Here is a 20,371-nt window from a genome sequence, read left to right as displayed (position 1 = left end):
AATACGAAGAAGATTGTCGTTTGCCTTTATAATGAGTTTGTGCTTTGATGTAATAATTTCATCTAGCTAGTTTCAGTTTGACGAAATTAAAGGATATTTATAATGGAAAATTCTTTTAAGAATAAGACAATTTCAGGTTTAATATGGACCTTTTTAGATAATTTTGTTGTCAAAGGTATTTCTTTTGCAACAAATATTTTTTTAGCGAAACTCTTGAGTCCTGAAGATTTCGGGTTAATAGGTATGGTAACTATTTTTATTGCCATAGCCAATACATTAATTGATGCAGGACTTACAAGTTCGTTGATACGATCTCAGGATATAGATAATAGCGATTATTCTACAGTATTTATAACTAATATTATTAGCAGCATTATTTTGTATGTATTACTCTTTGCATGTGCCCCTTGGATAGCTTCATTTTATAATATACCTATATTAATCGATATTTTAAGGATGTATGGACTTATATTTATTCTGTCATCTTTATATGCTGTTCAGATAACAATTTTGATTAAAAGATTAGATTTTAAAAAAATTACAATTTATAACATTCCTGGAGTTGTGATGGGATCTACTGTAGGAGTAATGGGAGGTTACTACGGATATGGTGTGTGGAGTTTGGTTTATTCTTATTTAAGTATTCAGATTGTAAATATTTTGATATTTTGGACACTTTGTGATTGGAAACCCTCTCTTGTATTCTCAAGAAAAAAATTTAAAAAACATTTTGATTTTGGTTATAAACTATTACTGACAGGTATTTTAGGAAATATCTTCAATAATATTTATAATATTGTTATCGGTAAGTTCTTTCCATTAAGAAGTTTAGGTTTTTTTGACAGGGCCAATACATTTTCTCAATACCCTTCAACAGTATTGATAATGATGATTGGGAAAGTTTCTTTTCCAATTTTAGCAGAGTATCAAAATGATGTAAATCAATTAAAAATAAAGTTTAAAAAATTTATTACTTATAGCATATTTGTTATTTCATTTATTATGATTTCTATCTCCTTTTGGGGAGATATTTTTTTTATTAAAATATTGGGAAAAGACTGGTCTGTAGCATCTACCTATTTTTCGATATTTTGTTATGCCGGTATTTTTCTGCCACTCCATTCTCTCAATACAAACACTTTAAAAATTATGGGGAGGACAGATTTGATATTAAAAATGGAAATCATCATGAAAATAGTTATTTCAATTATTGTTTTTATAGCTTATTTCAAGGGAATACAGGCACTCGTTATAAGTTTCTTGATCAATGCGGTAATACTATTTCTATTGAATATTTATTATTCAGCTAAGGTGATTCCATATAGTTTCTTTGAACAACTTATAGATGTTACAAAAATTCTATGTTTAAGTTTGTCTTTATTTGCTTCATATTATTTTTTTAGAATGATAATACCGAATATGAATTTGTCTTATTCTTATATGTTATTACTTACATTCTTTAATTTGATTTTATTCCTTTTTGTGGCAAAATTATTAAGATTCACACAAACAGATGATTTATTTGACATTGTAAAATCAAAAATGATAAAAAAATGAAAATAAGTATCATTACTCCAACATATAATAGAGGTGATTTGATAGAAAGAGCAATACAATCTATTTTGAATCAAAGTCATCAGAATTTTGAGATGTTAATTATTGATGATGCTTCAGCCGATAACACGAAAATGATCGTACAGAAATATACACATGATTCTCGAATTAAATATCATCAGTGTATAGAAAATAAAGGTGTAAGTGTTGCACGTAATATGGGGTTAAGTCAGATAGCATCAGATAGTGATTTGATAACTTTTTTAGATAGTGATGATGAATTTATGCCTACTGCTTTAGCCGATATGATCAGCATAATGGATGAACATGCGGAAATAAGTTGTTTCAGGTTTAGAGTGGTCGATAGCAGTGGTAAAGAAGCAAGTAATCCTATGCATAATAATAAGGTTGTAGATTTTGACTATTTTATAAAAAATCTTTTTAATATTGGGGAGTGGGTATGTACATACAGAAGACAGATAATTGAAAATGGGTTCCGATACAACGAAAACATTAGAGCATTTGAAGTGATTGCTTATATTGGATTAGCAAAAAAGGAAAAGCAATTTTTTTCTGATTCTATTGTGCGAACATATCACATTGGGCATGATAGTATATCAAATGAAAAAATGTCTCTTACAAAGATTGAGAATTCAATCCAGGGATATAAATTTATTGTTGATGAGTATGGTGATGATATTTTTAGGGTTAGTAAAAATATAATGGCTCGAATTGAATATATTTTATCATATTTTTATATACTAAAAGGACAGAAGAAACTAGGCTGGTATTATAATTTTCGGGGCTTTAGAAAGAAACCTTTTGATCTAAGATTTGTTAGAAATCTTTTAAAAACATTTTAAGTATGTGCGGAATATATTTAACTAATTTCAGTTGCAAAGAAGAACAAGTACGAAAGAAATTGAATTCGATTTCTTTTCGCGGACCTGATAATTTACAGATTAATAAAGTTAAGGAAATAATTTTAGGTCATTTACGTTTAGCTATATTGGATTTAGATAAAAGATCTAATCAACCTTATTCTTTTGAACAATTTCATATTGTTTTTAATGGCGAAATATACAATTTCAAAGACATAAGAGAGGAATTGATCAGTTGTGGATTTAGTTTTGAGACAACCAGTGATACTGAAGTACTTATAAAAGGCTATGCATATTGGGGAAAGGAATTCGTATCTCGTCTTAACGGAATGTTTGCTTTTGCTATTTATGATGAGGTAAAAGGTGAGATATTTTGTGCAAGAGACCGGTTAGGAGTAAAACCTTTTTTCTATTATTGGAAAGACGGGGCTTATGAGATTTGTAGCCAATTAAGACCTTTGGTAAATAAAAACCTTCAGATATCTAAAGAAGCAGTTTCCATTTATCTGGATTGTGGATATATTCCAAGTCCATTAACAATCTTTGAAGATGTATTCAAGCTTCAGCCTGGACATACTTTATCTATTGATTTAAATAATAAAACAAAAAAAATAGAAAAATATTGGGATTTAAAAGAAGTTGAAACCACAACTCTAACGTATGGAGAAGCAAAAGAACAACTACATGCTTTAATAATTAATGCTGTAAAAATAAGAATGCAGGCAGATGTACCCTTAGGTTCTTTTTTATCAGGAGGTATTGATTCGGCTTTAGTCTCTGCTATTGCTGCTAAGCATTCTTCAGTTCCTATCAATACATTTACAATAGCTTTTGAAGATCCTAAATATGATGAAAGTAAGATAGCACAGCAATATGCAAGTATTATAGGGAGTAACCATAAGGAAACGTTATGTAATCCGGAGCAGATTTTACAAATGTTAAAAGACTTTACTAAAGTCTATGATGAACCTTTTGCAGATAGTTCTGCTCTGCCTTCATTACTGTTAAATAAAATAACTAAAGATGATGTTACTGTAGCACTTTCTGGTGATGGTGGAGATGAAAGCTTTATTGGTTACTGGCATTTAATGTTAGTAGATAAATTCAAAAAAGTTGCTGGTATTCCTTTCACAATCAGAAAAGCATTAAGTAAAATACCTTATCATATTATTCTAGGAACAAGACCAGAAACGTTGAAAGGTTTTTTGTCTTCTAAGGACGAAAATGAGCTTATAGTGAAGATATTTACTTCATTTGATTCTTTAAATCTTAAAAAAGATTATACATGGGTTGACAAATATTATCCTCAATTTAGAAAACTATCAAAAGAACCTTTACAACGAGCAGCAGATTTCAATATAAAATTATGGCTTGAGAATGATAGCAATGTAAAGGTTGACAGAGCCAGTATGGCTTTCTCTGTCGAATCAAGAAGTCCGTTTTTGGATTATAGGATTATTGAGTTTGCCAGAACCTTACCTATTTCATACCGGTTTAAAAATGGAGTTACAAAGAGAATCATTAGAGATATTTTAAAAGAATATATTCCTGAAGAAGTTTTTACACAGCCTAAAAAAGGTTTTGCTATTCCATTAAATGCATGGATTCGAGGGGAGTTGAAAGATGATATTTTGTCTAAATTAAATGATGCATTCTTACATTCCGTTCCGAATTTAGATGTGTTAAAATTCAAGAAACAGCTCGGCGAGCACTTAGAAAATAAATATGATTATTCTTTTAGTATATGGAAACTATATATTTTAGCTTTGTGGTGTGAAGAATTTAATATATCATTTTAGATGATGCCAATTAATATTATAAATATTTTACTCTTTTTAATATCTCCTTTTTTGGCTTTGCCTACTATATTAGTAGGAATTATTAAGAAATCTAAGTTTGCGTTAACGCTGTTTATTGTATTTATAGGCATATTGAGCTATTTATACATTCCTAACTATTCAGATGATAAGTCAAGATATATTGAAATCTACGAAGATTTCAAAAGTTGGAATTATATACCTTTTATTCTTTACAATTTATCAAATAGTCAGGATTTTATTCTCCAGTTGCTATTTAAGATAGCATCTGATATCGGAATAAAGGTTCAAATAGTATTTTTTACTGTAACTATTATTGCAGTTGGTCTCCTATTTAATATATGGTCAGAGATAGTACTTTTTCTTAAATTAAATAGGAAAGAGTTTCTTATATCCTTGATATTGGTTGTAACGTCTATTTCTTTTTTGGATTTGTTTTCTGGAACTAGGTTTATGCTAGCTGCAAGTGTTACTTTATATGCTTATTTTCAAGGATTTTTTCTTAACAAAAAGTGGATACCAATACTACTTCTTCTCCTTTCTATAAATATTCATTTTGGGTTACTTGTTTTTGCTTTTGCTTATTTTTTTATAAAGTTCATCATTCATAAGCACTATTTGATTAAAGCTGCCTTTTTATTTTCTTTCCTTTTTCTATTATTACCAAAGGATTTTCTAATAAGTATCTTTAGTTCAATTGGTTTTGGTGGGGCATTAGCTTCAAAGAGTGACGCTTACATAAAGGCGGATAAGGATTTTGTAACACAAGGTATAAGAGAGGGTGGTTTTGGTGGGATGATGATATATTTGGTGCAGAATGTTTGGATCTATGCGATGTATATTTATCTTTTGTTTAAAATTAAAACAAAGCAACAATACCACTTGATTGCCTTTCTATTGATTGCCGTCTTAAATGTTTTTTATTCCATACCAACCATTTATTTGCGATATAGTCTATTTATTAAAATGTTTTTTGTAATTATCCTCATATTGGATATGCAAGCATCTAAGGTAAAAAAAGCACCTCTTTTTTTTATTGGATTTTTTATTTGTGTTTTAATTACTCAAATCATTGTCACCAGATATAATATTGAGAAAAGTTATATGGATGGAGATAGTTTTTTATTTTTCGACATTCTTTTTAAAAAACCAATGTCAAGTGGTGATTTAATATATTAATTTATGAAAGTACTCTTTATTATTAATGATTTGAATTCTGGAGGAATAGAAAACTATTTGTTACGATTTTTAAAATACTATAATAAAAAGCTAATACCTGTTGTACTTTGCAAAAGTGGTAACAAAGGAGCCTTAGAAAATGAATATCTTAAAATTGAAGATATCGAAATTGTTCCTCTAAGAATAGGTTTTTTGGATTTTAAAGGTATAAGTTCGTTTAGAAATTTTATGAAAAATAATAATTTCGATTCTGTGGTTGATTTTACAGGTAACTTTGCAGGATTAACTATGTTTATATCTTATCGTGTAGGAATAAAAAAAAGAATTACCTTTTATCGAGGAGCAACTAATCATTTTAAGGAAAACGCTATTAGATTATTCTATAATTTTCTTGTGAATAAATTAGTGTTGAGATTTTCCACAGATATTCTATCTAATTCTAAGGCTGCATTTAATTATTTTTTTAAAAATAATATAGATAATCGTTTTGAAGTTATTTATAATGGAATTGATGCAGATCAATTTTTGAATTGCAAAGATGATATTAGAGAGGAATTGGGTATCCCTAAGGATGGTTTCGTAGTCGGTCATGTGGGTAGATTGGCGAGAGAAAAAAATCACGAAACCATATGGGAAGTTGCAAAAATACTTTGCTCTCAACATAAGAATATCTATTTTATTTTATGTGGAAAAGGGGTAGATGATACTTACTCTGAAATGATTAAAGAGTTAAAATTAACAGATCAAATTATAGTTTTAGGCTATAGAAGAGATGTAGTAAAGGTACTTAATTCGATGAATGTATTTTACTTTCCTTCTTTATCAGAAGGACAGCCAAATGCTCTAATTGAAGCTTTGATAGCAGGTCTACCTTTCGTAGCGTCCAATATTGAACCAATTAAAGAGACTATACCAGAAGAATATCAGAAAAGTTTAGTAAACCCTCTAGATATCAACAATGCTGTTAGTAAAATTGAAGATATATATATAAACGGTGTGCAAGGAGATAACTTGAAAAAATGGGCAATTACAAAGTATAATCCTGAGGTCTTGTTTTTGCAATTTTTTAAAAAATTATAATTGGGTATGAATTTATTATTTATCACAGATGCGAGATTTATAAAAGGAAAAGGTGGAAAATATTATTCTGGTGAAGCATCTTTTTCAAATACTTTATGGGAGCGATATTTGAAATCCTTTGATGAAGTCCAAGTTATTGGTCGAGTGTTTGAAAATCCTTTGTTTTCAATAGAGGGGCATATAGTAAATAATGTTAAAATCCTACCAGTTATTCCCTTTGAATCAGTATTCTCTTTTGTTATACAAATTCGAGAAATAAGAAGATTAATAAAAAGTTATATTGTAGATTTTGAGGGAGCGATAATAATTCGTGGAGCTGGTTCTCTAGGATATTTGGCAGTTAAGATTTGTAAGGAGCTTGATATTCCATTTGCGCTTGAGCTAGTCGGTGATCCTCATGAGGTTTATGCTCCTGGAGTCATAAAGCATCCATTGCGTCCATTCCTGAGATATCTTTTTACTCAATATCAAAAAAAAGCTGCTTTAAGCTGTTCGGCGATTTTATATGTAACAAAGAATACTTTGCAAAGAAGATATCCCGTGAAAGAATCAGTCTTTAGTACTTATGCTTCTGATGTTTTTATTTCTGAGATATCTTTTGAAACGAAAGTACTCGTTCCTAATAAGAAGATTGAGCTAATTTCAATTGGTTCCTTAGATCAAATGTATAAAGCGCCAGATATTGCTTTAAAAGCGGTAAAGCTATTTAAAGAAAAATATAACAATAACATTCATTTGACTTGGCTTGGGAAGGGACATTTTAAGAATGATATGGAGATTATGGCTCAAGAATTGGGTTTAAGACATAATGTGTCATTTATGGGATCAGTATCTTCTGAAACAGTTAAGAAACTTTTAGCCGAATCAGATATATTCTTATTAGTTTCAAGAACTGAAGGCCTTCCTAGGGCTATTATTGAAGCAATGTCCTTCGGCCTGCCATGTATTGGTACAAATATTGGAGGTATACCTGAGCTCATAAATAAAGATTTATTAGTTGATGTTAATAATATTAATCAAATCGTTGATAAACTATATTTGTTGAGTCAAAGCTTTGATTACTATAGTTGTATGTCAAGTTACAGTTTAGAAAAAGCTAAGGAATTTTCTTTTTCTGAATTAGAAGAGCGAAGGAAGCTCTTTTTTGAGGAGATTAAAAAATTATGAGAAATGATGAAAAAAAAAGAATTATTAATACGATATAATCTTTTGTTATTAATATTTATAGTTTTTCCTTATTTGATTGTTTATGGTGAAGATACGAACTTTGTAAACGTTCTGGATTATGGAGCAAAAGGAGATGGAAGAACTGATGATACCCATGCATTTCGGAAGGCAGCCGAAACAAGAAAAAATATTATTGTTCCAAATACAGGAAAACCTTATTCAATTAGTGGACGAATTCGGCTTTATAGTTCAATAAAAGGAGAAGGAAATCCCACAATAAAAATGGACATTAACAAAGTTAATTCTTTTGTAATGCCAGAAAGCTATAAATACGGTAAATTTACAGTATTCCATATCGGTAACTATCAAGCTAATGATCCGTTGTATATTGAAGGATTGACAATAGATGGGGGGTGGAATGGTAAGCATTTCGGTTCTGAATATGAAGCAGGGATATATATTGCAAGTTCAAAGAACATTATAATCCGTAATAATGTAATTAAAAATACGCTAGGGGATAATATCTTACTTTATTGGTATAATTCTTCTTATGAAAAAAACACAAAAAACTTCTGTGATAATATACTTATCGAAGATAATAAATTATATAATCCTTATAGATGTAATGTGGCTGTAGTGTCTGGAAAAAACATTACAATTCGGGGAAACTCTATTCATAAAGAAAATGAACACGTTGCAGCAATAGATTTAGAAATGGATGTATGGGAAAAAGATGGCCAAGTTGTACAAAATATTAATATTTATAATAATAATATACAAGCTATCAAAACGAAATATGTAATATCCACACTAGGAATGAGAAATGGAGCAAATATTATTACAATAAAAGATAATGAAATTGTCGGTAGTACTAAAGATGGTGGAATTGGAGTCAATTTTGACGCAGCATATGGTCCTATTGAAGGAATTAACGTGGTTAGAAATAAAATCGATGCTGATTTATTCGTAAGGCTGATGGGAACTTTCGGAAATAAAAATGTTGTAATTGCAGAAAATAAAAGTTTCTCTTCTACACAGCATAGTGTAATAGTAAATGGAAGTTATATTAATGGGTTAAGCATAAATAATAATGAAAGCGTAGTTTCAAAGAATTTTTACTCAAATATAATTTTAGGAAAAAATGTGCAAAGAGTTTCAATTTTTTCTAATAATTTTTCCTCTTTAAATTGGTCATCTATGTTTTTTGTAGCAGATATAAATGGGCTTGATATTTATGATAATACAATAAAGAGCAAAGATGTTCCAATATATTTTGAACCTGCAGGTGACAATCAAATAAAGAATATTAGGATTTTTAAAAATAGAACTAAAGCATCGACTATTTTTAAAACAACGAAAAAATTATCAAAGCTAAATGTATTATGATGATTAAACCTAAATTTTTTATAATTACAACAATCTCTGACTCTTTACCATTTTTTAAAGGACAGTTAAATGTTCTAAAAAAGGAGTTTTCCATTAGCTTAGTCTCGAATCCTGGAGTTCATCTCCAAGAAATGAGTCTAGAATATGAAGTCAGTAAATTCCCGATAGAAATGGAGAGAGAGATTTCTCCTTTAAAAGATTTAAAGAGTTTCTTTAAGCTTCTTGTTTTATTTCTTAAGGAAAAACCTCAATTAGTCCATGCAAATACTCCCAAAGCTTCATTATTAGCAATAATGGCAGCTTGGTTTTCGCGTGTTCCTGCAAGAGTATATTATGTGCATGGCTTAAGATATCAGAGTATTCTTGGTAGAAAAAAAACCTTATTAATGCTGATGGAGCGAATAACATGTTGGTTTGCAACAGATATTATAGCTGTCAGTAATGGTATAAAAGAAACCTTAATATCTGATAATATAACATCAAAAGATGTTATTATAATTGGAAATGGAAGTGTTAACGGAATTGATACTTCTTTTTTTAATCCAGATAAAGTAATAAAGGCTAAGGATGACAAATTAAAACCAGACGATTTTGTATTTGGATTTGTAGGCAGACTGGTAAAAGATAAAGGATTAGAAGAGCTAGTTTTAGCTTTTCAAAAACTTTCAAAACTTTCTAAAAATATAAAATTACTTATAGTGGGAAGTTTTGAAGAAAATATGACATTAACAAAAGAAACCATAAATAGTATCTATAAAGATCCGGGGATTCTTTATGTGGGACCGCAAAAAGATGTTCGACCTTACTTTAAAGCGATGGATGTTTTTGTATTACCGAGTTATAGAGAAGGATTTGGAATTGTACTTATTGAAGCAGGAGCAATGAAAATTCCCTCTATTACAACAGATATTACTGGATGTAATGAGGTAATAATTGATAACCAAACCGGATTTTTAATAAAAAGTAAGGATATAAATGATTTATTTAGCAAGATGAAATATGTATTGGATAATAAAAATCAAATGACTATGATGAAAGAAAACGCGAGACATAGTGTTCATAATCGATATAGCCAGGATATTGTATGGAAAAAGGCAAAAGAAACTTATTTAGAAATATTGAAAAATCATGTATAAATATTTTTTTAAAAGATTATTAGATATTATTGTTTCAGTAGCTGTTTTACTATTAGCTTCTCCTGTTTTTTTCATTGTTTTAATATCTTTATTTATTGCAAATCAAGGAAAACCATTTTTTATTCAGGAAAGACCTGGTAAAAATGAAAAATTGTTTCGAATTATAAAGTTCAAAACGATGAATGATAAGAAAGATGAGGAGGGAAATCTTTTACCTGATGCAAAACGTTTAACCAAAGTTGGAGGCTTTGTAAGAAAAACATCCTTAGATGAGTTACCTCAATTAATAAATGTTTTTTTAGGGGACATGAGTCTGATAGGACCTAGACCATTGTTGGTTAGATACCTGCCTTTTTATAAACAAGATGAACGTATAAGACACTCTGTGCGTCCCGGGATTACGGGTTGGGCTCAGGTAAATGGCAGAAATACAGCTAAGTGGGATGATCGGTTAGCTTTAGATGTAGTATATGTCAAAAATATAAGCTTTGCTTTTGATATGAAAATTATATATAGAACAATATTAAAAGTAATAAAGTCTGAGAATATAGTCATCGATCCGGAATCTATTATGAAAAATTTAGATGATGAAAGAAGATATTAAAATAGATTTTGCAATTATTGATGATGTTGAGAGCATAGTCTCTTTGGTAAGAAGCTCTTTTGATAAATCATATTTAGAAATTTCCATATATAAATGTAAAGGAATAGCAAGCTTTATCATTACGGAGTTAAATAATCAATATTCTCCATATAAATATCTTGTTGCAAAAATAGGTGACAAAATAGTCGGTTTTGTAGAATTTAAGATGTTTCCCCACAACTCTACCGCTTTCCTTAATATGATTGCTACAGACAATACACATAAAGGACTTGGTATCGCAAAAAAAATATTCAGTTATTCTGAGAATTATTTCAGAGAACAACTGTATAGCAATATACAGTTAGATGTATTTCAGTCTAATGAAGTTGCCAGACAATGGTATGAAAAGATGGGATTTGTAAAAGAGGAATCAAGCTATTTTTGCCAGCAACATATAGGAGATGCGTCAAAACATATTCAAGATATATTGATTCTCAATTTATCACAATTCAATTGTTTATATGAAAAATTTGGTTTTTCTTTTCTTCAGATGTCTGCTGGTGAACAGTCTTTTACACTTGGAATTATAGATGAAAATATAATCATAAGAGAAGATAAAATTTCAGAAGAAATACTCGTGGCAGTCAAATCTTTTTTTAAGGATTACAATTTTAAAATGATATATTACAAAGGGCAAGATAAGAACCTTGAGAAATATAAGTATATAGGTGAAATTCACAGAATGAAATTAACACTACAATAAATGGGAATAACAAAAATTGCTACAAAAAAAAATATTGCTCAAAGACAGTGGACATATACCAATTCAGCTCGTGAGGCATGGAGTAATATATTGGATATCCTAAAAAAAGAAAATCCTCAATATAAGATATTATTGCCAGCCTATATCGGTTGGTCTCCTAACGAAGGGAGTGGGATCTTTGATTCTGTTAAAAACTCTTCCTTAGATTTCGATTTTTATAATTTAGATAGAAATTTAAAAATTGATTTTGATCATTTTAAAAATAAAATAAAGGAAACAAAAAGCTGTATTGTTTTATTAGTGCATTATTTTGGATTTCCAGATGTTCAGTATCAGAAAATTATAAATTGGTTAGATCAAAATAACATTTTATATATTGAAGATTGCGCACATTCATGGTTGACGGATCTCATCGGAGGTAAATGCGGTAGAAACGGACGCTTCGCTTTCTATTCTCTACATAAGATGCTGCCAGTAAGTGGGGGAGGAATTATGGTTGATAATAAACCAGATATTGATAATAAATCAGAAACATTTCAACCTCATTTTGACTTGGGTTATGATTTATTTACTATCTATCGTAAGAGAAGAGAAAATTACACATATTTAGTTGAAAAACTTAAAGGTATTCCAAACATAGATATCATACATACTGACTTAGAAGATGGTATTTGTCCTCAAACATTGCCAGTTGTAATTCGTAATTACGATAGAAATAAACTATATCAAGAAATGAATGATTTTGAAATTGGCATGGTAAGTTTATATCATACAATGATCGATGAATTAAAGAATTCAACATCAGAGGCAGCAAATTTTACTTCTAAACATATTATTAATTTTCCTGTACACCAGGATATTGTTTTCGGTGAATTAGATAATCTCATGGTTAAATTAAAGGCGATCTTAAATGTTTAAAATCTTAGATCTTAGTAAAAAGGAAGATGAGGATCTTTATAAATCCATAATAGAAGAACGCGATTTCCAAAGTGCTTATAATCGTTTAGAATACTTTAAGGTTTTTTGTGGAGGGACAAATATGTTAATCTGTTTTTTATATCAGGAGGGTACTAAGGTTATCTTATTGCCAGGATATCTTAAACAAATTAAGATTTACAGCTCTGTAAAAAATACATTTGATTTTAGTTCTCCTTATGGCTATACAGGCCCCTTTTTTTCAACAGATGTAGATGAGGATAATTTATCTTTATTTTGGGAGGAAGTGAAAAATTGGCAATTAAATAATAACGTTGTTTCTGAGTTTATCCGCTTTAATCTTTTTAATAATTCCAAAGGGTATAATGGAACTATTCAGAAAACTATGTTGAATATAAAAGGTGTTATCATCTCTGAGCCAGATCAATGGAGTTCATTTGAACCCAAAGTTAGAAAAAATGTAAAAAGAGCACAGAGAGAAAATCTAATAAGTAAAATCTATTATAGAAAAATCGAGCAAGAGTATATAAATGAATTTTATTCTATTTATATAGAAACGATGAGAAGGACTAATGCAACAGATTTTTTCTTTTATAGTCTGGAATCGTTTAATAGTTTTATATTAAATAATTCTGAATTATGTGCAATATGTACAATATACGATGATAGCAAGCCCATCTCTACAGAACTATTATTGATTTCTGATAATTCAGTATTTTCATTTTTGGGAGGTACATTAGTAGATGCCTTTGAAAAGAGGCCTAATGATTTTCTTAAATTTGAAGTAATTAATTGGGCAAGATCAATGGAATTTAAATATTATGTTTTAGGAGGAGGATACGGCTATGAAGATGGAATTTTTAAATATAAAAAGGCATTTTTTCCAGATGATGTAATAGAGTATAATACTGGAAGGAAAATTGTTAATGATGATTTATATTTAAGTTATGTTGAAGAAGTTAATAAAGCAAAAGAGAATTCAAATGAATTGGATTTAAATGATACATCGTTCTTTCCTTTATATAATAAACAATAATTATGTCAGATAAAATATGGTTGTCTTCTCCACATATGGGGGGAAATGAATTAAAATATATACATGAAGCATTTGATGCAAATTGGGTAGCGCCTCTTGGACCAAATGTAAATGGATTGGAAGAAGACTTAGAGAAATTCTTAAATAAGAATGTAAAAGTTGCAGCTTTATCTGCTGGCTCCGCAGCTTTACATCTTGCACTTATTGAGTGTGAAGTAGGTTATGGTGATGAAGTAATCTGTCAGTCTATGACATTTTCAGCATCCGCTAATCCTATAGCCTATCAAGGAGCAATTCCTGTATTTATAGACTCGGAACCAGACACCTGGAATATGGATCCGATACAACTTAAAGGTGCAATTCAAGATCGAATAGCCAAAGGAAAGAAACCCAAAGCAATAATAGTAGTCCATTTGTATGGGATGCCAGCCAAAATGGATGAAATTTTGACCATTGCTACAGAATTTGATATACCTGTGATAGAGGATGCTGCAGAAGCGCTTGGTTCAACTTACAAAGGTCGATCTTGCGGTACTTTTGGTCGTTTTGGAATCTTAAGTTTTAACGGAAATAAAATTATCACAACTTCAGGGGGAGGAGCATTGGTTTGCCATAATCAAGAAGATAAAGATAAAGCCGTATTCCTCTCAACTCAGGCAAGAGATAATGCACCTCATTATCAACATTCTCATATAGGATACAACTATCGTATGTCAAATATTTCTGCGGGAATAGGAAGGGGACAAATGGAAGTATTAAGTGATAGGGTAAATGCGCGTAGATCTATGCATGATTTCTATACTCATATTTTTAAGAACATAGAGGGTGTGACTGTGTTTTCTGAACCTACTGCAGATTTTTATTCCAATCATTGGTTATCAGCGATTACAGTTGATGCAACCATTACCAGCAAGACCCGAGAAGATCTTCGACTTGCATTCTTGGAAGATAACATTGAATCACGTCCATTATGGAAACCAATGCATTTGCAACCCGTATTTCAGGATTCACCATACTATGGAAAGAAAGTAGCGGAAAAGCTGTTTGATAATGGACTGTGTCTGCCATCGGGATCAAATTTGACTGATTCTGATCGTGAGCGTATTAAAAATGTCGTCGAACATGTATTTAAGTAGGGATTAGCTTTTGGAAATCAATAGTTATAAACTATATCATATACCGAAGGTTTGCCATTGTTAATGATTTTTGATAACTTGCTGATAGTGAAATAATCTTTCAATATCAGCAAGTTATGATGCAGTTCAGATTTTTTGTAGTTATCCTCCTTACTTTTCTATCCCTCAGCCTTTCCGCTCAACAGATAAATACATTTCAGCAGCGAAATGTAGATGCGACTGCAGACTCCACATTTACAAAATCCATACGATACTTACATAATAACGGATACAGGCTTACAGCTGTAGACCGGCCATCCGGTTTTATGCAGATTCGTACCTATATCAAACACAATAAGATTTTCTCTGCCAAGATGGGCGAATGGAGAACATTAAATTTTCTGATTCAGCCAGATGATTCTAACCGAGCTTTAATAACATTGAATATTTATCAGGAGGATAAGATCTTTGGAGGCGATATTCACAATAAAACAGCTTATGATGAAGATAACGGATTAAGTGATGATCCCAGATTATATCAGGAGATCTGGGATAAATTGTTGCCTGCATTAAGATAGTAATGAACAATTCCTCTTATATAGATACGTAAGATTTACACTGGCCATTTTTGCTAAAATCCAATATTTAAATTGAGATCTAAGAGTAACAGCACACAAACTAAAGAAATCGTGAGGAAGTATACAGGGTTAAGTAATTAACACTAATATAATATACAGTATTTTTATTTCTGTCAAAATGTATCTAACATTGTGACAGAAAAGTGTAGTAAAAATCAATGAAGCTAACGCAGCAACATATTGAACAGGAGATAGCTGGCCAATTCAGGGAATTCTATTTGGAGTATAAGGACAAAGTATATAGGTATGCCCTTATACATCTGCGGGAAGAAAGCCAGGCGTTAGATATTGTGCAGGAAGTCTTTTCTAAAATCTGGATCCGGTTTGAGGAGCTGGATAAGAATCAAAATATAAAAGCTTATCTCTATACCGTAGCCCGAAATACGGTATTTGATGAACTCCGGAAAATAAAAATTAAACATAACTACGCAAATACAGAAGGACAACGGCTCCCCGCTGTTGATAATTCCAATGCAGAACATATTGCCTTCAAGGATCTGGAAAAGGTATATCAGCAAGCTATTCTGCAATTACCTTCCGAACGTCAGCGGATATACCTGCTGAGTAAGATAGAATATCTTTCCAATGCTGAAATCGCAGACCAACTGGGCATTTCAGTCAACACAGTACGTGATCAACTCGTCAAAGCCAACAAATCTGTTCGTGCTTTTATACTCTCCCATTTTGAAATGTCTATTACCATTTTGATTTTCTTAAGAATTTTATAATCTCCGATCGTCTTCTTGTCAACATGATACGTATATGTTAATAGAAGTAACCTAGACGATGAATCAAATAGCGCTTAAAGCTCTGCATAAAAAATATTTGGAGGGAAATTGTTCGGTATCTGAAAAGCAGATACTCCTGGAAATACTTTCAATTACACCAGATGATCAATTAATGGATTTTGAAGAAGTCCTTGCGTTGACGGATCCTGATGTTCATATAGATGAGGATATATCCGAGGCGATTTATAATAAGATAGTTGCTGCCCAACCTCAGAAAAGATCAAATCATCTACTGGCATGGCAGCGAGCTGTAGCGGCTGCGATTGTCTTTATTACACTTTCTGTGCTGGCCTCTTATTTGTTCTGGAATAATGATAATAATCTTCCTACTTATACAAACCATACGAATTTTATTAAAGAAGTTACGCTTGATGACAAAAGTACAGTTCTTCTCCGACCCGGAAGTTCATTAAAGATCCTTTCACATTTTGATACAGACAGTATTCGTCAGGTTAAGCTGAATGGTGAAGCCTTCTTTTATGTACAGAAGAATGCGCATAAGCCTTTTATTGTAGCGGACGACAGAAATTTTGATGTCAAAGTCTTGGGAACAGAGTTTAATCTGATCTCAGATGAATCTGAGGCCATGCTGGTTCTTAATAGTGGATTAGTAGAAGTTTCCAAAGGAAAAATCAGAACAAAGATCAAACCTGGAGAAAAAGTGAGTTTTGAGGATCAGCATCAGATGTTTCGTGTTGAAAAAGTTGATACATCAGCTTATTCCGCCTGGAAGTATAACCTGATTTATTTTGATGCGGTCAAACTTTCCAAAATCATTGATGAATTGAAAGAAACCTACCCCGATCAATCTTTCCGCTTCAGTGAAAAATATGCAGACTACCATTTTTCGGGATATCTGCCACAACATGATCTGGATAAAACCATAAATCTCCTTAATAAGGCCTACAACTATACCATAATTACCAAATAACAATATCCATATGAGAAAAACCAATTACTATCTAAAACTTATGGGTAGCCTTTTGTTTTTGCAACTGTGTGTGCAAAAAACGATTGCTGCCGAAAATCAGCAAAACAGGGAAATCGGGCCTGTTATCTCAAAAATTGAAAAAAAGCTGAATATCCGGTTCGGTTATGATACAGGAATCGGACATCTGAAAATTAAGGATGATACGGATCTTAAAAATCTGAAGAAGGATAATTTGAATGCCTTTATTATGGAGATATCCTATGACCAGTTACAGGTAAGTCAGGTGGATAACATGCTATTTGTCCTTTCCAGAAAACATGAACAAAAGAAAAAGGGGACAAGCACAGGTTTTCAGAAAATTACAGTTCATGCTGATCAAAAAATTCTGAAGGGAGAAATTATTGATCAGGAAACCAAAGCCAAAATTGCCGGAGTAACGGTCAGGGTAAAAGGAACCGACAAAGTGACGACAACAGATAATAATGGTATCTTCTCAATAGAAGAAGTGGCTCCGGGAGCGATATTGGTGGTTTCTTCTTTGGGGTATCGTACCGTAGAGATTCCGGCAGATCAGGCAGCACAGATTGAACTCAACAGATCATCCGAAGAGTTACAGGAAGTGGTTGTAACTGCTTTGGGAATAAAGAGAGAAAAAAGAGCACTTGGATACGCTGTGCAGGAAATCAAGGGGGATGATCTGCAAAAGGTAAAAGGAGTAGACGTGGGTACAACACTTACAGGACGTATTTCAGGATTGCGGGTATTCAATAGTACAGAATTCAACAAGATGCCTTCTATTACTCTGAGGGGAATGGATCCGATCCTGGTTATCGATGGGGTACTTTATGAAAATATGAATTTACGGGATATTCCGGTAGATAATATTGAAAATATTAATGTACTGAAAGGGGCTACAGCCACAGCACTCTATGGCGAGCGCGGAGCCGGAGGTGCCATTATGGTAACAACCAAAAAAGGATTAAAGAGTAAAGGCACAGAGATATCTGTCAGTACCAACAACATGTTTTTTTCCGGATATCTGGCATTACCGAGTGTCCAGTCCTCATATTCAGCAGGCTATGGAGGTAAATTCAATACAGATGATGAGGTTTGGGGTGATAAACTGGATATTGGTCGTCGTTATCAGCAATGGAATCCGATAACCAAGCAATTGGAGGAAAGCGAGCTGGTGTCTAAGGGTAAAAACAATTTTAAAAATTTTCTGGAACCGGGATTTATCAGCAATAATAGTGTAAGCTTTACCAATCAGGGAGAGAATGGTAGCATTACCACTTCCATCAGTCATGTTTACAATAAGGGACAATACCCCAATACAAAGCTGAACATGACAAATATTTCCGTTTCAGGAGAGACAAAGATTACCGAAAAGCTTAATCTGGAAAGCAGATTTGGATATAATCGCCGCAATACACCGAATGATTTTGGAGCAGGTTATAATGCACAGGGGTATATTTACAATATCCTCGTCTGGACAGGGCCTGAGTACGACCTGAGTCAATATAAGGATTACTGGATTGTCAAGAATGAAAAACAAAACTGGAATTACAATGCCTGGTATGATAACCCTTATCTATCTGCATATGAAAAAATCAGTGCTGAATTAATCAATAAGCTGAATGCTGCTATTACCCTTAATTACCAGGTTACAGACTGGGGTAAGTTAGTTTTACGATCCGGGTATGATTACTATGGCAATACGCAGGAGCAGACCAATCCTATGGGTATATATGGTACCAGAGGAGGGTTCTCCGGTTATGATAACAGAGGTAAATACTGGACACGTAAACAGGATGGCTTTTCTACCAATAATGACCTGATATTTACTGCGAAAAAAACCTTTGGAGATTTTGGCATTGACGGATTATTAGGCGGGGCTGTTTTTTATCGTCGTAACAATACGCTAACCGCTTCGACCGTTAATGGTCTTGCTATTCCTGGCTTTTACTCTCTTCGTAACTCGGTAGGCCCGGTTTCAAGCGTGGAAAGTAAGATCAAGGAAATGACGAATAGCGTATACGGAAGATTGTCGCTATCCTGGCGTAATCTTATCTTTCTGGAAGCTACCGGTCGTAATGACTGGTCATCTACTCTTCCAAAAGAAAACCGCTCCTATTTCTACCCGTCCTTATCCGGAAGTGTAGTTGTGTCTGATTTATTCGAGAAGCCGCAGTGGTTAAATCTGTTAAAAGTCAGAGGTTCCCAGGCGGTGACCAAACAAATTCTCGATCCGTACGAAATCAATCAGGCTTTTACAGTGACAGCGAACGTCTGGGACGGCTTGTCAACGGGATCTTATCCAAATTCGATCAAAGACTTTTCCATATCTCCTACACAACGGAATCTGACGGAGGTGGGATTAGACTTTTCCGTTCTGAATAACAGATTGTATGGTGACTATACCCGTTACTACCGCAGAGAGCACAATGCCATTACTTCGGCTACAATCTCGGGAGCTACTGGCTTTACATCCCGGTTAATCAATACAAAAGAAGAGACAATGACAAAAGGACATGAGATCACTATAGGAGGAACTCCCGTGAAAAAGGAACACTTTCAATGGGATATCAGCGGAAACCTGTCCCAGAATCTGAAATATTATCATAAGCTGGATCCTGACTATTCTGCAGATGCCCTATATGTCAAAGTCGGAGAACGTACAGATCATTATGTGACACGCGACTGGGAACGTTCACCTGACGGACAGATCGTACACAATGCTTCCGGAATGCCGATCAGTGCGGTACATGAGTCGCGGTTATTTGGCTATACTGCTCCAAAATGGATATGGGGATTGACCAACAACTTTCGTTACCATGACTTCGCTTTATCTTTTAGTCTGGATGGTCGTATAAAAGGACTTTCCTATTCCAGTATGAATGCCCGTCTGTGGCAGACAGGTGCTCATCCGGATTCAGACTCTCCTGAACGATACGAAGAAGTGGTCAACGGAAACAAAACATATATTGGTCAGGGAGTTAAGATTGTCTCCGGAAATGTAACCTATGACAAATATGGTCAGATCGTGACGGATACACGTCAGTTCGCGGCTAATGATAAGACCGTTTCCTATGAATCGTACTGGAAGAGAGCATATTCAGGAACACGCAATATCTGGGATGAAACGTTTATCAAACTGAGAGAAATTTCATTGAGTTATTATCTGCCTGCAGAAGTTGCAGCCAGATTTAAGGCAAAAAGAGCAAGTGTAGGTGTGACAGGACAAAATCTGTTCTTATGGACGAAAGAATATCGTTTTTCAGATCCGGATGTAGGATCTGAAGACCTTAATTCTCCTTCTATGCGATACATAGGCTTTAATATCAATGTCAGTTTTTAGATTATCAAAGATCTTAACCACAG

Annotated in this window: 17 protein-coding genes; all 17 read left to right on the top strand. The window is 32.6% G+C overall.

The window, feature by feature from the left end; all coding sequences use genetic code 11:
- Positions 1–102 precede the first annotated feature (102 nt).
- Positions 103–1,557, top strand: coding sequence for a lipopolysaccharide biosynthesis protein (locus tag HMPREF0766_RS13135; protein ID WP_002998033.1), 1,455 nt, complete (start codon positions 103–105; stop codon positions 1,555–1,557).
- Entirely contained in the window at positions 1,554–2,417 is an 864-nt protein-coding gene (locus HMPREF0766_RS13130) for a glycosyltransferase family 2 protein (RefSeq protein WP_002998031.1), read from the top strand. The genes HMPREF0766_RS13135 and HMPREF0766_RS13130 overlap by 4 nt, the downstream gene beginning before the upstream one ends.
- Positions 2,418–2,419: 2 nt before the next feature.
- On the top strand, positions 2,420–4,234 hold the full coding sequence (gene asnB, locus HMPREF0766_RS13125; RefSeq protein ID WP_002998029.1) for an asparagine synthase (glutamine-hydrolyzing): 1,815 nt from the start codon (positions 2,420–2,422) through the stop codon (positions 4,232–4,234).
- Positions 4,235–5,431 carry an EpsG family protein gene (locus HMPREF0766_RS13120; protein WP_002998027.1) on the top strand — a complete coding sequence of 399 codons (1,197 nt, stop codon included), beginning with the start codon at positions 4,235–4,237 and terminating at the stop codon, positions 5,429–5,431.
- A gap of 3 nt (positions 5,432–5,434) precedes the next feature.
- Positions 5,435–6,511: a glycosyltransferase gene (locus HMPREF0766_RS13115; RefSeq protein WP_002998025.1), complete on the top strand. Its 1,077-nt coding sequence runs from the start codon at positions 5,435–5,437 to the stop codon at positions 6,509–6,511.
- Positions 6,512–6,517: 6 nt separating this feature from the next.
- The gene (locus tag HMPREF0766_RS13110) at positions 6,518–7,678 is read left to right on the top strand and encodes a glycosyltransferase (RefSeq protein ID WP_002998023.1); all 1,161 of its coding nucleotides are present in this window, start codon (positions 6,518–6,520) and stop codon (positions 7,676–7,678) included.
- A gap of 3 nt (positions 7,679–7,681) precedes the next feature.
- Positions 7,682–9,064 (top strand): glycosyl hydrolase family 28-related protein, encoded by a 1,383-nt coding sequence (locus tag HMPREF0766_RS13105; protein WP_002998021.1) that lies wholly within the window; start codon positions 7,682–7,684, stop codon positions 9,062–9,064.
- Entirely contained in the window at positions 9,061–10,200 is a 1,140-nt protein-coding gene (locus HMPREF0766_RS13100; protein WP_002998019.1) for a glycosyltransferase family 4 protein, read from the top strand. Before HMPREF0766_RS13105 ends, HMPREF0766_RS13100 begins: the two co-directional genes overlap by 4 nt.
- Complete coding sequence (locus HMPREF0766_RS13095) at positions 10,193–10,804, top strand: sugar transferase (protein ID WP_002998017.1); 612 nt, start codon at positions 10,193–10,195, stop codon at positions 10,802–10,804. Before HMPREF0766_RS13100 ends, HMPREF0766_RS13095 begins: the two co-directional genes overlap by 8 nt.
- Positions 10,785–11,546, top strand: coding sequence for a GNAT family N-acetyltransferase (locus tag HMPREF0766_RS13090; protein ID WP_002998014.1), 762 nt, complete (start codon positions 10,785–10,787; stop codon positions 11,544–11,546). Before HMPREF0766_RS13095 ends, HMPREF0766_RS13090 begins: the two co-directional genes overlap by 20 nt.
- Complete coding sequence (locus tag HMPREF0766_RS13085; protein ID WP_002998012.1) at positions 11,547–12,464, top strand: DegT/DnrJ/EryC1/StrS family aminotransferase; 918 nt, start codon at positions 11,547–11,549, stop codon at positions 12,462–12,464.
- Positions 12,457–13,518: a GNAT family N-acetyltransferase gene (locus HMPREF0766_RS13080; protein ID WP_002998010.1), complete on the top strand. Its 1,062-nt coding sequence runs from the start codon at positions 12,457–12,459 to the stop codon at positions 13,516–13,518. The genes HMPREF0766_RS13085 and HMPREF0766_RS13080 overlap by 8 nt, the downstream gene beginning before the upstream one ends.
- 2 nt (positions 13,519–13,520) lie before the next feature.
- Complete coding sequence (locus HMPREF0766_RS13075) at positions 13,521–14,654, top strand: DegT/DnrJ/EryC1/StrS family aminotransferase (RefSeq protein ID WP_002998009.1); 1,134 nt, start codon at positions 13,521–13,523, stop codon at positions 14,652–14,654.
- Positions 14,655–14,770: 116 nt separating this feature from the next.
- On the top strand, positions 14,771–15,211 hold the full coding sequence (locus HMPREF0766_RS13070; protein ID WP_002998007.1) for a hypothetical protein: 441 nt from the start codon (positions 14,771–14,773) through the stop codon (positions 15,209–15,211).
- A 218-nt stretch (positions 15,212–15,429) separates the two neighbouring features.
- Positions 15,430–15,999 carry an RNA polymerase sigma-70 factor gene (locus tag HMPREF0766_RS13065; RefSeq protein ID WP_002998005.1) on the top strand — a complete coding sequence of 190 codons (570 nt, stop codon included), beginning with the start codon at positions 15,430–15,432 and terminating at the stop codon, positions 15,997–15,999.
- A 58-nt stretch (positions 16,000–16,057) separates the two neighbouring features.
- Positions 16,058–16,990 carry a FecR family protein gene (locus HMPREF0766_RS13060; RefSeq protein ID WP_002998003.1) on the top strand — a complete coding sequence of 311 codons (933 nt, stop codon included), beginning with the start codon at positions 16,058–16,060 and terminating at the stop codon, positions 16,988–16,990.
- A gap of 10 nt (positions 16,991–17,000) precedes the next feature.
- Positions 17,001–20,348 (top strand): SusC/RagA family TonB-linked outer membrane protein, encoded by a 3,348-nt coding sequence (locus tag HMPREF0766_RS13055; protein ID WP_002998001.1) that lies wholly within the window; start codon positions 17,001–17,003, stop codon positions 20,346–20,348.
- The last annotated feature ends 23 nt before the right edge of the window (positions 20,349–20,371 follow it).

It is taken from the genome of Sphingobacterium spiritivorum ATCC 33861 (assembly GCF_000143765.1).
Taxonomy (GTDB): Bacteria; Bacteroidota; Bacteroidia; order Sphingobacteriales; family Sphingobacteriaceae; genus Sphingobacterium; species Sphingobacterium spiritivorum.
This window is presented reverse-complemented; position numbering and strand designations above follow the sequence as displayed.

What these genes read in the sequence shown, in the direction of transcription:
- HMPREF0766_RS13070 (WP_002998007.1), top strand. Translation starts at nt 14,771, where the DNA reads ATGATGCAGTTCAGATTTTTTGTAGTTATCCTCCTTACTTTTCTATCC.
- HMPREF0766_RS13095 (WP_002998017.1), top strand. Translation starts at nt 10,193, where the DNA reads ATGTATAAATATTTTTTTAAAAGATTATTAGATATTATTGTTTCAGTA.
- HMPREF0766_RS13060 (WP_002998003.1), top strand. Translation starts at nt 16,058, where the DNA reads ATGAATCAAATAGCGCTTAAAGCTCTGCATAAAAAATATTTGGAGGGA.
- HMPREF0766_RS13085 (WP_002998012.1), top strand. Translation starts at nt 11,547, where the DNA reads ATGGGAATAACAAAAATTGCTACAAAAAAAAATATTGCTCAAAGACAG.
- HMPREF0766_RS13055 (WP_002998001.1), top strand. Translation starts at nt 17,001, where the DNA reads ATGAGAAAAACCAATTACTATCTAAAACTTATGGGTAGCCTTTTGTTT.
- HMPREF0766_RS13080 (WP_002998010.1), top strand. Translation starts at nt 12,457, where the DNA reads ATGTTTAAAATCTTAGATCTTAGTAAAAAGGAAGATGAGGATCTTTAT.
- HMPREF0766_RS13065 (WP_002998005.1), top strand. Translation starts at nt 15,430, where the DNA reads ATGAAGCTAACGCAGCAACATATTGAACAGGAGATAGCTGGCCAATTC.
- HMPREF0766_RS13115 (WP_002998025.1), top strand. Translation starts at nt 5,435, where the DNA reads ATGAAAGTACTCTTTATTATTAATGATTTGAATTCTGGAGGAATAGAA.
- HMPREF0766_RS13075 (WP_002998009.1), top strand. Translation starts at nt 13,521, where the DNA reads ATGTCAGATAAAATATGGTTGTCTTCTCCACATATGGGGGGAAATGAA.
- HMPREF0766_RS13105 (WP_002998021.1), top strand. Translation starts at nt 7,682, where the DNA reads ATGATGAAAAAAAAAGAATTATTAATACGATATAATCTTTTGTTATTA.
- asnB (WP_002998029.1), top strand. Translation starts at nt 2,420, where the DNA reads ATGTGCGGAATATATTTAACTAATTTCAGTTGCAAAGAAGAACAAGTA.
- HMPREF0766_RS13100 (WP_002998019.1), top strand. Translation starts at nt 9,061, where the DNA reads ATGATGATTAAACCTAAATTTTTTATAATTACAACAATCTCTGACTCT.
- HMPREF0766_RS13135 (WP_002998033.1), top strand. Translation starts at nt 103, where the DNA reads ATGGAAAATTCTTTTAAGAATAAGACAATTTCAGGTTTAATATGGACC.
- HMPREF0766_RS13120 (WP_002998027.1), top strand. Translation starts at nt 4,235, where the DNA reads ATGATGCCAATTAATATTATAAATATTTTACTCTTTTTAATATCTCCT.
- HMPREF0766_RS13090 (WP_002998014.1), top strand. Translation starts at nt 10,785, where the DNA reads ATGATGAAAGAAGATATTAAAATAGATTTTGCAATTATTGATGATGTT.
- HMPREF0766_RS13110 (WP_002998023.1), top strand. Translation starts at nt 6,518, where the DNA reads ATGAATTTATTATTTATCACAGATGCGAGATTTATAAAAGGAAAAGGT.
- HMPREF0766_RS13130 (WP_002998031.1), top strand. Translation starts at nt 1,554, where the DNA reads ATGAAAATAAGTATCATTACTCCAACATATAATAGAGGTGATTTGATA.